Source organism: Amycolatopsis albispora (assembly GCF_003312875.1).
GTDB lineage: Bacteria > Actinomycetota > Actinomycetes > Mycobacteriales > Pseudonocardiaceae > Amycolatopsis > Amycolatopsis albispora.
The window spans coordinates 3551369-3565791 of the sequence record NZ_CP015163.1; the positions used below are offsets into that span (position 1 = coordinate 3551369).

The 14423-nt window shown below is 72.0% G+C and carries 14 protein-coding genes; 4 read left to right on the top strand and 10 right to left on the bottom strand.

The features are described 5' to 3' along the window. Positions 1-329: 329 nt before the first annotated feature. From A4R43_RS16510 to A4R43_RS16540, 7 genes are all read right to left on the bottom strand, one after another. Positions 330-1145, bottom strand: a complete 816-nt coding sequence (locus tag A4R43_RS16510) for an NUDIX hydrolase (protein WP_236809062.1) — start codon at positions 1143-1145, stop codon at positions 330-332. A gap of 26 nt (positions 1146-1171) precedes the next feature. Further along, on the bottom strand, positions 1172-2122 hold the full coding sequence (locus A4R43_RS16515) for an ROK family protein (protein ID WP_113697655.1): 951 nt from the start codon (positions 2120-2122) through the stop codon (positions 1172-1174). Positions 2123-2188: 66 nt separating this feature from the next. Beyond that, positions 2189-2596, bottom strand: a complete 408-nt coding sequence (locus A4R43_RS16520) for a hypothetical protein (RefSeq protein ID WP_113693141.1) — start codon at positions 2594-2596, stop codon at positions 2189-2191. Next, positions 2596-3735: an ArsA family ATPase gene (locus A4R43_RS16525; protein WP_113693142.1), complete on the bottom strand. Its 1140-nt coding sequence runs from the start codon at positions 3733-3735 to the stop codon at positions 2596-2598. Before A4R43_RS16525 ends, A4R43_RS16520 begins: the two co-directional genes overlap by 1 nt. A gap of 3 nt (positions 3736-3738) precedes the next feature. Beyond that, positions 3739-4176, bottom strand: a complete 438-nt coding sequence (locus A4R43_RS16530) for an SRPBCC family protein (protein WP_113693143.1) — start codon at positions 4174-4176, stop codon at positions 3739-3741. A 27-nt stretch (positions 4177-4203) separates the two neighbouring features. Continuing rightward, the gene (locus tag A4R43_RS16535; RefSeq protein ID WP_113693144.1) at positions 4204-4992 is read right to left on the bottom strand and encodes a metallophosphoesterase family protein; all 789 of its coding nucleotides are present in this window, start codon (positions 4990-4992) and stop codon (positions 4204-4206) included. Positions 4993-4996: 4 nt separating this feature from the next. Continuing rightward, positions 4997-5395, bottom strand: a complete 399-nt coding sequence (locus A4R43_RS16540) for a polyketide cyclase / dehydrase and lipid transport (protein ID WP_113693145.1) — start codon at positions 5393-5395, stop codon at positions 4997-4999. Between the two features lie 163 nt (positions 5396-5558). Between A4R43_RS16540 and A4R43_RS16545 the strand changes: the two genes are divergently transcribed. Continuing rightward, on the top strand, positions 5559-7355 hold the full coding sequence (locus A4R43_RS16545) for an AMP-dependent synthetase/ligase (RefSeq protein ID WP_113697656.1): 1797 nt from the start codon (positions 5559-5561) through the stop codon (positions 7353-7355). Between the two features lies 1 nt (position 7356). Here A4R43_RS16545 and A4R43_RS16550 read toward each other — a convergent pair whose 3' ends face one another. Then, positions 7357-8073 carry a TetR/AcrR family transcriptional regulator gene (locus tag A4R43_RS16550; protein ID WP_162788494.1) on the bottom strand — a complete coding sequence of 239 codons (717 nt, stop codon included), beginning with the start codon at positions 8071-8073 and terminating at the stop codon, positions 7357-7359. A 113-nt stretch (positions 8074-8186) separates the two neighbouring features. On the opposite strand from A4R43_RS16550, the gene A4R43_RS16555 reads away from it, so the two are divergent. Together A4R43_RS16555 and A4R43_RS16560 are read left to right on the top strand one after the other, a co-directional pair. Continuing rightward, complete coding sequence (locus A4R43_RS16555; protein WP_113693147.1) at positions 8187-9158, top strand: ATP-binding cassette domain-containing protein; 972 nt, start codon at positions 8187-8189, stop codon at positions 9156-9158. Further along, complete coding sequence (locus A4R43_RS16560; protein WP_113693148.1) at positions 9155-9979, top strand: ABC transporter permease; 825 nt, start codon at positions 9155-9157, stop codon at positions 9977-9979. The genes A4R43_RS16555 and A4R43_RS16560 overlap by 4 nt, the downstream gene beginning before the upstream one ends. Positions 9980-10052: 73 nt before the next feature. On the opposite strand, the gene A4R43_RS43310 is transcribed toward A4R43_RS16560, so the two are convergent. Continuing rightward, complete coding sequence (locus A4R43_RS43310; RefSeq protein ID WP_236809064.1) at positions 10053-11717, bottom strand: DUF885 domain-containing protein; 1665 nt, start codon at positions 11715-11717, stop codon at positions 10053-10055. Beyond that, positions 11702-13351, bottom strand: a complete 1650-nt coding sequence (locus tag A4R43_RS43315; protein WP_113693149.1) for a DUF885 domain-containing protein — start codon at positions 13349-13351, stop codon at positions 11702-11704. Before A4R43_RS43315 ends, A4R43_RS43310 begins: the two co-directional genes overlap by 16 nt. An 83-nt stretch (positions 13352-13434) precedes the next feature. On the opposite strand from A4R43_RS43315, the gene A4R43_RS16575 reads away from it, so the two are divergent. Then, positions 13435-14421, top strand: a complete 987-nt coding sequence (locus A4R43_RS16575; protein WP_113693150.1) for an AsnC family protein — start codon at positions 13435-13437, stop codon at positions 14419-14421. Positions 14422-14423: the final 2 nt, after the last annotated feature.

A 14423-nucleotide genomic window follows, 5' to 3' on the forward strand; every position in this document is an offset into this window, starting at 1 on the left:
GGACACGAATGTGGCTTTCGGGGCGGATTTCGCCCCGAAAGCCACATTCGTGTCCATTGGCGGGTCAGGTGAGCAGCGGGTCCGGGCCGATCAGCCCGCGAGCCTTCCTGAGGGGTGACCAGATGTCACGAATGTGGCTTTCGAGACGCCAGACGTCCCGAAAGCCACATTCGTGACGCCTCGGTAGCCCCGGCAACACTTGCACTCGCCGCGCGGCGCCATCCCACGAGCCGGACCGCTATGAATGTGGCTTTCATTGCGCGACGGAACAGCGCGTAGCTCCGTTGAGGGTGGCGGTGGGCGACGGGTGGGCGCTATGAAAGCCACATTCATAGCAGTTGGAGCAGCGGGCGCGGGCCCATCGTGGTGGCGCCTGCTGATTCGACGCGTGAGCGCAGTTCCCGGTCCGCGGTGACCACCAGGACGTGGTCGTCGGGCCGGGACGCGCGTACCACCGACACGATCTCCGAGTCACCATCCCGCGCCGCCGCGACCACCTCCACCCCCGGCACCGGGGCGACCCCGCTCGCCTGGCCTTCGACCACCAGCACGATCCGCGGCCACCAGTACCACTCGTCCAGCATCGGCGGCACCATGCCCGAAGACGCCAGCGGCGCCAGCTGGTCCCGCAGCCGGGCGGCGGCGCCCGCGCGGTCCCGCCACCAGCCGTCCGGTCGCGAGCCCATCACGTTCGCGGCGTCGACCACCAGCACCAGTTCCCGCCCCACCTGGGCACGCAGCTCCGGCCACGCCAGCGCGAAGTCCCGGTGCAGCCGGTAGTCCGCCACCTCGTCGACCGGCACCCAGCGCAGCTCCGTGCTCTCCTTGTTCCGCACGCGCTCGCGCACCTCGCCGGTGGCCACCGCGAGCACCGTGGTGTACCGCCAGCCGCCGTGGTCCACAGTGGACGAAGCGAGCGGGCGGACCGCGGCCGGTGGCACGGCGGCCTCCTCGTCGGCTTCCCGGGTGGCCGCCTCCGCCGGGGTCTCGCCCGGACGCAGCGCGCCGCCGGGCAGTGCCCAGGTCCGCCCGTGATGGGTCCACCACGCGCGGCGCTGCAGCAGCACCCCGCGCTCGGGGTCGGTGAGCAGCAGCCCCGCCGCACCGTGCAGCCCCCAGTGCCGGTGCCCCTGCGCACAGGTCACGAAGGTGTCTTCAACAAACACCCTGTCTACCCTGGCACACCAACCCTGGCCGCCGCGGCTTCCCTGGCCAGGGTGGCCGCGCCGACGATGGCGGTGTCGTCGCCCAGTTGCGCGGTGCGGATGCGGGCCAGCGGCCGGTGCCCGGCTCCGGTGATCGCGCCCGCGTAGTGCTCGCGGGCCTCGTCCAGGAACAGCGGCGCCGACTCCGACACCCCGCCCCCGATCACCATGATCTCCGGGTCGAACACGTCGGCCACCAGCGCGAGCCCCTCCCCGAGCCACTTCGCCAGCTCGGCCATCGCGCGCTGGGCGACCGGGTCGCCGTCGCGGGCGGCACCGGCCACGCGCCGCCCGGTCACCGAGCCGGGATCACCGGCGGTCTCCCTGGCCAGCACGGTCGACCGGCCGGGGTTGCGCGCCAGCAGCTCCACCGCGGTCGCCGCCAGCGCGGTCCCGCTGCAGTAACGCTCCCAGCAGCCGTACTTGCCGCACGGGCACGGCCGCCCGCCCGGCACCACGGTCAGGTGCCCCAGCTCGGGCCCGACCCCGTGCGCACCGCGGTAGAGCTGCCCGTCGAGCAGCAGCCCGGCCCCGATCCCGGTGCCCAGCGCGATCAGCGCCACCACCTTGGACCCGCGTGCCGCGCCGAAGCGGTGCTCGGCCAGCGTGGCCGAGTTCGCGTCGTGCTCCAGGGTGACCGGCAGCCCGACGCGCTTGGCGATCCGGTCGGCCACCGGCGCCGCCCGCCACGCCAGGTGGGGAGCGAACATCACCGACCGCCGGTCGTTGGCCACGAACCCGGCCACCGCCAGCCCGACCGCGGTCACCTCGTGCCGGTTGCGCAGGTCCTCGATCACGCCGGAGATGGCGTCCTCGAGCGCGCCTTCCCCGCCGGGCGTGCCGACCCGGGTGGTGTCCAGCAGCGAACCCTGGTCGTCGACCACCCCGGCGCGCACGCTGGTGCCGCCGACGTCCACCCCGATCGCCAGTTCGGGACGGCGGAACGTCCGTTTGAGCGTCTTCTTCAAGCCACGAGAACCCATCTATCGGCCGGTGTCCCAGTCTTCCCGGCGTCGCACCGGAACATGCTGCACACGCGTCGCGCCGCGCTCGGCACGGGGTTCCGGCCGGGGCGCGAAACCGGGCATGTGCACGCCCTCCTCCGGCGCCCAGCGATCGGCCAGCACCGCCCGCAGCAGTGCGACCAGCTGCGCGACCTGCTCCAGCACGCGCGCGACGAGTTCCGGGCGCTCCCCGCGCGCCAGCGACACGACCGCGCACAGCGGGCACCAGCCGCAGTCGCCCGCGGCGGGCCGCTCGTGCCCGGATTCGTCGTGCCCGGCCGCGATCACCCCGTCCAGCCACGGCGCCGCCCGCTCCACCACCAGCTCGATGAGCAGGCGCAGCTCCTCGGCGAGCGAATGCGCGGTGTCGGTCTCCGTCTCGGGCATCAGGCACCTCCGGCCGGCTCGAGCTGGACCACCAGCCCGGCGGAATCGGCTTCCGCACCGGTGATCCGGCACGGGCGCAGCAGCTCGGGCAGGGCGATCAGCCGGCGGAACCCGTCCACCGTGATCGCCAGGTCGTCGCCGACCCTGGCCAGGTCCACCTTCGCCGAGCGGGTCAGCGGCACGCCCACCCGCAGCTCGTGCCCGCCCTCGGTCTCGGACACCGAGAGCAGCGGCGCCACCGGCCGCGCGGAGCGGGCCAGCGGGTCTTCGGTGCCGTAGAGCTCACCGGCGATCTCCAGCAGCGCGGGCAGGCCGACCGGTTCGACCGCGCGGTGCTCGACGCGGCGCAGCGCGCGCTCCAGGCCGCTCGAGGTCAGCTCGGTGAGCACGGCGTCCTGCTGGGCACGCCGGGCACGCAGCCACGCCGCCGCCGAACCGGGCATGCGGCCGGGCGCGGGCATCAGGCGGTTGACGATCAGCCCGTCCACCGCGATGCCGCGCAGCGCGAGCGAGGTCAGCGTGCGACGGGTTTCGGCGACCACCAGCCGTTCCGGGGTGAGCACCAGCCGCACGGTGGTCACCGACGGATCGGTGAGCAGCGTGCGCAGCCCGGCCAGGTGGGTGGCGAAGCGCCGGACGGACCGGCCGAGCCCACTGAGTCTGCCGAGCCCGCGCAGCCGCCCCAGATACCCGGCGACCGCCTCGGGCAGCGAGAGCAGCCGCAGCGTTTCCGCGGTCGGCCCGCAGTCGACCACCACGTTCTCCCACGGTCCCGCCTCGGCGAGCCGCCGCACCTCGGTCAGCGCGAGCAGCTCGTCCACACCCGGCACCACGGTCAGTTCCTCGGCGTCGAGCGCGTCGATCCCGGCCCCGGCCAGCAGGCCGCGCAACTGCCCTCGCAGCTCGGCCCAGGCGTCGTCGACCAGCGCCCGCGAGTCGATCTGGGCGGCGTGGAGCGCGGTGTCCACTTCGGACGGTTCACCGGTCAGCGCGGTGGCGAAGGCGTCACCGAGCGAGTGGGCCGGGTCGGTGGACACCACCAGCGTCTTCCTGCCCCGCGCGGCGAGCGAGGCAGCCGTGGCGGCCGCGAGCGTCGTCTTGCCGACGCCCCCCTTGCCGGTGAACAGCAGGATGCGCACGAATCAGCCCTCGGCTCGGCGCTTGAGCTCCTTCAGCGCGGTATCCATGATCATTTTCTCCGCCTTGCGGCGCAGCAGTCCGATCATCGGCAGGGCCAGTTCCACCGACAGCGTGTAGGTGACCTTGGTCCGCCCCTCGCCCAGCGGCTCGAGCAGGTACCGCCCGTTCTGCGCCTTCTGCATCTGGCCCTTGACCAGGTGCCAGCTGACCGAGAGCCCGTCGGGCGCCCAGTCGTACTCCAGGGTGTAGACGTCCTTCACCGGACCGGCGTCGAGGGTCAGCTTCACCTGCTTGGCGCGGCCGCCCTCGGCCTCGGCCAGCACCTCGGTCTCGCGGACGGCCTTGGTCCACTCCGGGTAGGCCGGGAAGTCCGCGATCACCTCCATGATCCGCTCCGGCGACGCGTCGACCTCGATGGACTGCGTGGACTGCTCGGCCATGCGCCAAAGGCTACCGTCCCGTAAGGACTACCAGCGCAGCACGTACGGCTGGGCCGTCTCCTTGAAGTGGCCGACGTTGCGGCACTCGGTCCGGCCGAGCCGCGCACGCGCGGCCAGCGGCTGGTGCACATGGCCGAAAACGGACCAGCGCGGCTGCTCGGAACGGATGAGTTCGAGCAGGGCGTCCGAGCCCGGCTCGGCGCGTCGCGCCACCACGTCGTAGGTCAGCTGGGGCACCGCCGGCGGGATGTGGCTGCACAGCACGTCGATGTCGGTCAGCTTCGCCACCGACGCGTCGAACTCCTCCCGGGGGCGCAGGTACGGCCGCCAGACCGGGTTCGGCCGCGGCTTGACCCCGTCCGGCAGCAGCGCGCCGCCGACGAAGCCGACCCGCAGGCCGCCGATCTCGGCCACCTCGCCGTCCAGGATCTGGGCACCGGGACCGGCGAACTCGGGCCACAGCGCGGGCGTGTCGACGTTGCCGGGGGTCAGGTAGACCGGGGCGGTGAGCGCGGCGAACAGCTTCTCGTACTGCTCGCGGATCGCCTCGTCGACGGCACCGCCGGGGTCGGCGAGGCTGCCCCAGAGCGAGCGCGCGAAGGCGACCGTCTCGTCGCGGGTGCCCTCCCGGCGCAGCCGGGCGAACTCGGACACCTTCTCCTCGCCGAACAGCGTGCCGAGAATGCCGTTGCCGTGCCGCCGGTAGTCGACGAAGTCGAGCAGGTCCCCCAGCACGATCAGCGCGTCGGCACCGTCACCGGCCCGTGCCAGCGCGTCGGCGTTGCCGTGCACGTCCGACACCACGTGTACCCGCATTCCCTCAACCCCCCGGCGGGACCCCGGGGGCCCGCCCGTCTTCCAGGATCTCCTTGAGCTCCAGCGCGATGGCCTTCGCCGCCCTGGCGCGCCGGTCGAACTCCCGCCTCAGCTCACGCTGCGTGACCTCACGGGTCGGCGTGGCACGGAGGAAGTAGTGCAGCAGCGTGCCGTCGAGCACCGGCTCCAGCCACACCTCCATGGTGCCGACGAGCGCGCCGCGCACGGTCCAGCGCAGGCCGCGGTCACCGCGGTCGGTGTACACCTCGAGCACCAGATCCGGCCAGTACCTCGGCCACGACCTGGGGTCGGCGAAGGCGGCGGCCACGGTCGGCGGCGGCACCGCGAGAAAGGTCTCGTCGACGATGTCGAGCGCGGGCGGCGCCTGGTTCGAAGCTGGCACGGAGTGCAGAATGTCATGTCAAGGCGGTTCGGGGGTCCGGGGGTCGTCCCCCGAGCGGACAACACGGCGTAACGACCGTGCGCCCACCGTGGCCAATCCGGACTACGCAAGCTAGGTTAACCCGCGAGTAACACCAACGCAGGTGGTCGATTCGGAGGTCTACGTGCGCGAATTCAGCGCTCCCGCTGCCCGGAAGGTGTCCGAAGAGGAGAGCCTCGCCGACGTCGTGTGGTCCAACGCCGAGCGCTTCGGCGACGTGATCAGCTTCCGGCGCCTGGTCGACGGGTCGTGGCTCGACGTGACCGCGCGGGAGTTCGCCGCCGAGGTGCTCTCCGCGGCCAAGGGCCTGGTCGCGGCCGGGATCGAGCCGGGCGACCGGGTCGGGCTGATGTCCAAGACCCGCTACGAGTGGACCCTGCTCGACTTCGCGATCTGGGCGGCCGGCGCGGTCACCGTGCCGATCTACGACACCTCGGCCGCCGAGCAGGTGCACTGGATCCTCTCCGACGCGCAGGCCAAGGCGGTTTTTGTGGAGACCGCCGAGCACCACGCCACGCTGGAGGAGGTGCGCTCGCGGCTCGGCTCGCTGGAGCACGCCTGGCAGATCGAGGGCGCCACCCCGGCGCTCGCCGAGCTGGGCAAGCTGGGCGCCGGGATCAGCGACGACGACCTGCACGCGCGCCGCAAGTCGGTGAAGTCGGCCGACCTGGCCACCATCGTCTACACCTCGGGCACCACCGGCAGGCCGAAGGGCGTCGAGCTGACGCACCACAACCTGCTTTCGGAGATCCAGGGCGCGATCCAGGCCTTCCCGCAGCTGATGGAGCAGGGCAACTCGCTGCTGGTGTTCCTGCCGCTGGCGCACGTGCTGGCCAGGGCGCTGGCGCTGACCGGGGTGACCGCGCGGGTGACGCTCGGGCACACCTCCGACGTGAAGAACCTGGTCGCCGACCTCGGCACCTTCCGGCCGACGTTCGTGGTCGCCGTGCCGCGGGTGTTCGAGAAGGTCTACAACGGCGCGAAGCAGAAGGCGCACGGCGACGGCAAGGGCAAGATCTTCGACGCCGCCGAAGCCACCGCGGTCGCCTACAGCCAGGCCAAGGACAGCGGCGGGCTGGGCATCGGGCTGCGGGTCAAGCACGCGGTGTTCGACAAGCTGGTCTACTCGAAGCTGCGGGCCGCGCTGGGCAGCCGGTGCATCGCGGCGGTGTCCGGCGGGGCGCCGCTGGGCGCGCGGCTGGCGCACTTCTTCCGCGGCATCGGCGTGCCGGTGTTCGAGGGCTACGGGCTGACCGAGACCTCCGCGGCCTCCAACGTCAACACCGAGGCCGCCTTCCGCGTCGGCACCGTCGGCAGGCCGATCGCCGGCACCTCGGTGCGGATCGCCGAGGACGGCGAGGTGCTGCTCTCCGGTGAGGTGGTCTTCTCCGGCTACTGGAACAACCCGGAGGCCACCGCCGAATCGCTCAAGGACGGCTGGTTCCACACCGGCGACCTCGGCGAGCTGGACGACGACGGCTTCCTCAAGATCACCGGCCGCAAGAAGGAGATCATCGTGACCGCGGGCGGCAAGAACGTCGCCCCGTCCGGGCTCGAGGACAGCCTCAAGGCGCACCCGGTGATCAGCCAGGCCATGGTGGTCGGCGACGCGCGGCCCTACATCAGCGCGCTGATCACCATCGACGAGGAGTACTTCCCGTCGTGGAAGAGCCAGCACGGCAAGCCGGAAGGCGCCACGGTGGCCGAGCTGGCCGACGACGCCGACCTGCGGGCCGAGGTGCAGGCCGCGGTGGACGAGGCGAACCGCCTGGTCTCGCACGCGGAGTCGATCAAGAAGTTCGTCATCCTGCCGCAGGACTTCACCGAGGCCGGTGGTGAGGTCACGCCGAGCCTGAAGCTCAAGCGCAACGTGGTGACCAAGAACTACGCCGGCGACATCGAGACGCTGTACGCGAAGTAGCTCACTTCCCCGGCAGGTTCGCTTCGATTCCGTCCAGGATCAGTTTCAGGGCGGATTCGAAGCGTTCCTCCGGACTGCGGAACCCGCCTTCGCGCACGGTCCGCTCGAAATACGGGTACTCGCCGTTGCCCACCACCTGCTCGACGTAGGGCGCGATCGCGGCGTGCGCGGCGTCGCGGTCCGCGCCGGAGCGGCGGCGTGCCTCGCGCTCGGCCAGCTCGGCGTCGGTGGAACCGGAGACCCAGGCGGCCAGCACCAGGAAGGTCTCCAGCACCGACCCGGTGCCCAGCCCCAGTTTGTCCAAAATGGACATGCCGAACTCCATGCGGCGCAACATGTTCGGCCCGGCACTGGAGCGGCTGACGGTCATCCGGCTGAGCCACGGGTGCCGCAGCAGGGTGGCCCGGTGCCCGCGCAGCAGCTCGCTGATGTCGGCCCGCCAGTCACCGGTGCGCGGCGGCAGCTCCGCCCCGGCGAAGCACTGGTCGATCATCAGCTCGAGCAGTTCCTCCTTGTTCGGCACGTAGCGGTAGATGGTCATCGCGCCGGTGCCCAGCTCCGCGGCCACCTTGCGCATGGACAGCGCCTCGATGCCGTCGGCGTCGGCGAGCCGGATGGCGGTGTCCGCGATCTGCGCCCGGCTGTAGGACGGCTTCGGGCCGCGGCCGCTCCATTCGGGCCGCATCCAGATGTTCCACGGGGCACTGGGCTCGCTCATTGGCCGCATCTTCCTCCTCGAAGACTGGGGGAATCATTGTTGCGTACGTCGTACCCAGTTGACTAGCCTCTGCGTACGACGTACCCGGTCTGTGGCTTTCGGAGGTCAGCGGGATGTACGCACCAGGGCACCAGCCGATCGTGGTCGCGGAGGGCCTGCGGAAACGGTTCGGCGAGACCGAGGCGCTGTCCGGGCTGAACCTGAGCATTCCGGCGGGCACCGTGTACGGCCTGCTCGGGCCGAACGGCGCCGGCAAGAGCACCACCATCCGCGTGCTCACCACGCTGACCAAGCCGGACGCCGGCCGCGCCTGGATCGCCGGGTGCGACGTGGCCACCCAGCCCGGTGAGGTCCGCCGCCGGATCGGGCTGGCCGGGCAGCACGCCGCGGTGGACCAGGAACTGACCGGCCGCGAGAACCTGTGGATGTTCGGCAGGCTGTTCCACCTGACCGGCAAGCAGGCCGCGCGCCGCGCCGCCGAGCTGCTCGAGCAGTTCGACCTCACGCACGCCGCCGACCGGCAGGTGCGGACCTACTCCGGCGGCATGCGGCGGCGGCTCGACGTGATCGCCAGCCTGATCATCCGGCCGGCCGTGCTGTTCCTCGACGAGCCGACCACCGGCCTCGACCCGCGCAGCCGCAACGAGATCTGGGACGCCGTCCGCACGCTGGTGGCCGGAGGAACCACGGTGCTGCTGACCACCCAGTACCTGGACGAGGCCGACCAGCTGGCGCACAAGATCGCGGTGATCGACACCGGCCGGGTGATCGCCGAGGGCACCCCCGCGCAGCTCAAGTCCCGCATCGGCGGACGGCTCGACGTGGTGGTCGCGCCCACCGCCGACCTGATGCGCGCGGCCAGGGCGATGGCCGAGATCGCCCGCGCCGCCCCGGACGTCGACCCCGACGAGCGCCGCGTCAGCGTGGCCACCGGCTCGGCCACGCTGAGCCTGCCCGACGTGCTGCGCTGGCTGAACATGGCCGGGATCGAGGTGGCCGACATCGGCCGCCGCACGCCGACGCTCGACGAAGTGTTCCTCACCCTGACCCACCGCACCCAGCCCGTGGCGGAGGCCCGCGCATGACCACGTTGGACCAGCCGCAGTGGTCGAAGCTGCGGTTCACCGTGCACGACGGACTGACCGTGTTCTACCGGAACCTGCTCAAGCTCAAGCACAGCCCGGGCCAGGTGATCGCCGGGCTGGCGTTCCCGCTGGTCGCGGTGGTGCTGTTCGGGTACGTCTTCGGCAGCGCGATCCCGATCGACAACGGCGCGAACTACCGCGAGTACCTGATGCCGGGCTTGTTCGTGATGAGCCTGACCATGTCGATCGCCGGCACGCTGACGGTGATCGCCAAGGACAACGGGCTCGGCGTGATGGACCGGTTCCGCTCGATGCCGATGTCGCGGGCGGCGGTGCCGTTCGGCCAGACCGCGGCCGACCTGCTGGTCGGCGCCACCGGTGTGGTGGTGATGTCGTTGTGCGGGCTGGCTTTCGGCTGGCGGGCGCACAACGGGATCGGCATGACGCTGGCCGGGTTCGGGGTGTTGTTCCTGATGAACTTCGCGGTCTCGTGGGTCGGGGTGTTCCTCGGCTCGGTGATCAAGAAGGAGGAGACCGCGTCGCGGGTCGGGCCGCTGCTGATGCCGGTCACCATGATCTCGAACGTTTTTGTGCCCACGGACGGCATGCCGGACTGGCTCGCGGTAATCGCCGAGTGGAACCCGATCAGCGCCACCGTCGCCGCGCTGCGGGTGCTGTTCGGGAATCCCGGCATCCCGACCGGGCCGGACGTGGCGTGGCCGCTGGCGAACCCGGTGCTGGCTTCGGTGGGGTGGTCGGTCCTGCTGCTGCTGGTCTTCGCGCCCCTGTCGGTGCGCAACTTCAACCGCGCGGGCCTGTGACGCCCCGAGCCTGGACACGAATGTGGCTTTCGGGGCGGATTTCGCCCCGAAAGCCACATTCGTGTTCGGTTGCCTAGACGGAGGCGACCCAGGTTCGCACGACGTGTTCCAGTACCGGCAGCGGAACGATGCCCGCGCCCAGCACCACGTCGTGGAAGGCACGGATGTCGAACCGCTCCCCCAGCTCGCGTTCGGCGTCGGCGCGCAGGCGCTGGATCTCCAGCCGTCCCACCATGTACGCCAGCGCCTGTCCGGGGCAGCCCGCGTACCGGTCGATCTCCAGCTCGATCTCCAGCCGCGCCATCGGCGTGTGCTCGACCAGGAAGTCCACCGCCTGCTGACGGCTCCACCCCAGCGCGTGCATCCCGGTGTCCACCACGAGCCGCCCGGCGCGCATGGAGTCCTGGGTCAGCATGCCGAAGCGCGCGATGTCGTCCGAGTACAGGCCCATCTCGTCGGCCAGGCGCTCGGTGTAGAGGCCCCAGCCCTCCAGGTACGAATCCACCGACATGATCCGCCGCACCAGCGGCAGGTGGTCCAGGTCGAGCGCGGTGCACAACTGGAAGTGGTGCCCCGGCACGGCTTCGTGGAAGGCGATCGCCTCACTCGTGTGCCGCGGCCGTTCCTCGGCGCGGTACGTGTTCGCGTAGTAGACACCCGGCCGTGAACCGTCGAGCGGCGGCTGGATGTAGTAGGCGATGGTGCCGCCCTCGGCCTCGGACTCCGGGATCGAGGTGACCTCGCAGACCTGCTCCGGGATGCGGCCGAACCACTGCGGCGCCACGGCTTCCGCCCGCCGGATGGCCGCCCGCGCGGCGTCCAGCAGTTCCTCGCCGTCGCGCCAGCGCAGCTTCGGGTCCTCGCGCAGCCGCCGGAAGATCTCCGGCAGGTCCTCGGTGCCGAACACGCGCGCACCCAGCTCGCGGTACTCCTCGGCCAGGCTCGCGATCATCTCCAGGCCGGTGGCGTGCAGTTCCTCCGGCGTCCGCTCGGTGGTGGTGTACACCTTCGCCAGTGCGGCGTAGCGCTCCTTGCCGTCCGGCTGCCAGCAGATGCCCGGCTGGTCGGCACCCCGCGCACCCGGCTTCAGCTCGGCGGCCAGGAAATCGCGGTACCCGGCCAGCGCCGGGCGCACCACGTCGGCGAGCAGCCTGTCCTGCTCCTCGGCGTACCCGGGCAGCTCGACGCCCGGCGTCAGGCGCAGCGGGTCGTCGTCCGGTGCGTTCAGGTAGCGCTCCACGCTGGCGATCCCGGCGTCCACCAGGAACTCCGGCGCGCGCAGGCCGTCGGCGAACCCGGCGCGGTGGCGGGTGATCGCCGCGCTGAGGTACTCCGGCACCGCGCGCAGCCGGTCCAGGTGGGCGCGGGCGCCCGCCTCGTCGGCCACCGACGGCACCGGCAGGAACAGCAGCAGGTGCTGCGCCGGGCCGACCTGCATGTCGCTGACCGAGAAGTCGGTCACCCGCGCCTCGATCCTGGCTGCTTCGGACCGCGCGAGGGCGGCCAGCGTCCGGCGGGTGGTCTCCTCCTCGGCGGTTTCCGCGGTCGCCTCCTCGGCCCGGCGGCCCAGCTCCAGGTACCTGGTGCGGTAGCCCTCCTGCGCTTCGGCGCTGAAGTCCGGCAGCTGCCGCTCCGGGATGCCGAGGCCGAGCAGCAACGGCAGCATCGGCTGGTGCTCGAAGTGCAGCTCGACGAACTCGTCCGCCAGCTGCCCGACGGCGCTCACTTCGCCGCCCACTCGGTCACCACGGCGTCCAGCACGGACAGCGGCAGCGCACCACCGCCGAGCACCAGGTCGTGGAAGGCGCGGATGTCGAACCGCTCCCCCATGGCGGCCTCGGCCGCGGCCCGGATGCGCTGGATCTCCAGCCGCCCCACCATGTACGACAGCGCCTGGCCCGGGAACGCGATGTAACGGTCCACTTCGGACTCGATCTCCACCGGTGGCATCGGGGTGTGCTCGGTCAGGTAGTCCACCGCCTGCTGGCGGCTCCAGCCCAGCGCGTGCAGCCCGGTGTCCACCACCAGCCGCCCGGCCCGCATCGAGTCGCAGCTCAGCATGCCCAGCCTGGCCACGTCGCCGGAGTACAGGCCCATCTCGTCGGCGAGCCGCTCGCTGTAGAGGCCCCAGCCCTCGGAGTAGGCGTTGAAGTCGCCGACCCGGCGCAGCAGCGGCAGGTGGTCCAGCCCGAGCGCGGTGCTGAGCTGGAAGTGGTGCCCGGGAATGGCCTCGTGGAAGGCCACCGCCTCGGACATGTGCCGGAACCGCTCGGTCGCCTGGTGGGTGTTCGCGAAGTAGGTACCGGGGCGCGAGCCGTCCGCGGCCGGCCACAGGTAGTACGCCGCCGCGGCACCGGGCGCCTCCGCCTCGGGCACCGGCTCGACCACGCACTGCTGCGGCGGGATCCGGCCGAACCACTTGGGTGCCTCCGCCTCGGCCCGCGTGATCGCGGCCCGCGCGGACTCCAGCAGCTCGTCGGCGCTTTCCCAGCGCAACGCGGGATCGGTGCGCAGCCGCTGGAAGATCTCCGCCAGGTCCTTGGTGCCGAAGACGCGGCCGCCGAGCTCCCGGTACTCCTCGGCCAGCTCGCCGATCAGCCGCAGGCCGGTGGCGTGCAGGTCCTCCGGGGTGCGGTCGGTGGTGGTGTGCTTGCGGGCGAGCGCGGTGTAGATCTCGTCACCGCCCGGCAGCCACTTGAGACCGACCTGGTCGAGCGGGCGCCCGTGGGCCGCGATCTCGTCGGCGAGCACCTTCCGGTACGCGGCGAACGCCGGCCGCACGGCGGTTTTCAGCAGCTCGGCGCGGCGGCGCTCGAACTCCTCGTCCGGCGCGGCCTGACGCAGCAGCGGGTCCTGCGACGGCTCGGCCAGATACCGGTCCAGGTGCTTGATCGCGGCCTCGACCAGGTGCGCGACCGGGGTGCGCCCGGCCGCCACGCCGGCGCGGTGCCGGTCGGCGACCCGCTCCAGGTAGTCCGGGATCGCCGCGATCCGGCCGAGGTGCGCTTCGGCGGAGGCCTCGGTCACGGTGATCATCGGCAGCATGGTGAGCAGGCTCACCGCGGGCGCGACGAACATGTCGGTGATGGTGAACTCGGTGAGCCGGGCGTCGATGCCGTCGATGTGCGCCTTGGCCTGGCTGATCAGCACGTCCAGGGTGACGCGGTCGGTTTCGCCGAGCGCGGACCGGTCCACCGCGGCCGCGCGGTCCGCGATGTCGGCCAGCTTGGCCCGATGTGCCTGCTCGGCCTCCGCGCTGGGATCCCCGATGCCGGGGCGGTTCTGGTCCAGCCCGAGCAGCACCGGCATCAGCGGCTCGGCTTCGAAGAGCAGGTCGGTGAACTCGTCGGCGAGTGCGACGGCCTCGGTCATCGGGCGGCCCCCATGGTCGGTTCGGTGTGGTGGACCCGAGCCTAGTCCGAACCTGGGCGGGCGAGGCGGTAGCGTGACGGGCTGTGGCCGTGACCGATCCCGTGGATGCCCGCCTGCTCGCCGCGCTGGCCGAGGTGGGCAAGACGGCCGTACACGAACTCGCCGCCAAGGTCGGCATGGATCCGCGCGAGGTGGCCTACCGGCTGGTGGCGCTGTCCGGCAGCGGGTTGCCGCTGCTCGTCGGCGTGGAGAGCGATCCGAACGGGCTGCGGGCCGCGCTGGTCGGTGGTGCCGGGCCGCGCCCGCCCGTCTCGCAGCCGCAGCAGGCGCCGCCGCCTCAGCCGAATGTCGCCGGTACCCCGTCCGGCCGGTACAACGTGCACGCGCCGCCACCACGGCCGGGCGTGCAGGGGGTGCCGAGCGGTGCGTACGGCGTGCCGAGCGGGGCGTACGCGGTGCAGGGCACACCGTCCGGCCGGTACCAGCCGCCGCCGCGCCCCCCGCAGCAACCGCCGCAGCAGGTCCACCGGCCGCCGATGCCACCGCCGTCGGCCGACCCGGTGATGAGCACCTGGGGTCCACCGCAGAGCGCGTCATGGGCGCGTGGTGACCAGCCGCCGTCCGGTAACGCGCCGGTGCCGCCCGGCAGGCGCACCGGGAAGGCGGGCGAGGTGCTGGAAACCCAGGGCCTGGAAGGTGAACGCCTCGCGCTGCAGCTGCTCGAGGTGCAGGACCCGGCGGACTTCCTGTTCAGCGCGGCCGGGTACAGCCTGGAGCCGGGTGAGCGCGCGGTGGTGGTGCACACCGAGATCACCAACCGCGGCCAGATCCCGTTCGCCTCGCTGCCGGACAACTACCTGGAGCTGATCACCGCCGACGGCAAGGCCATCGGCAAGGCACCGGTCTCGCTGTCCTCGCGGCCACCGCACCGGATCGGCGTGCAGCCCGGCGAAACCGCGGGCGGGCACACCGTCTACGTGCTGCCGGAGGCGACGCGGGTGGTTTCGGTGCGGTGGAACGCCCGGCCCGAAGTGGACGAACGCTCCCTCACCTGGTCCATCGAGGACTAAGG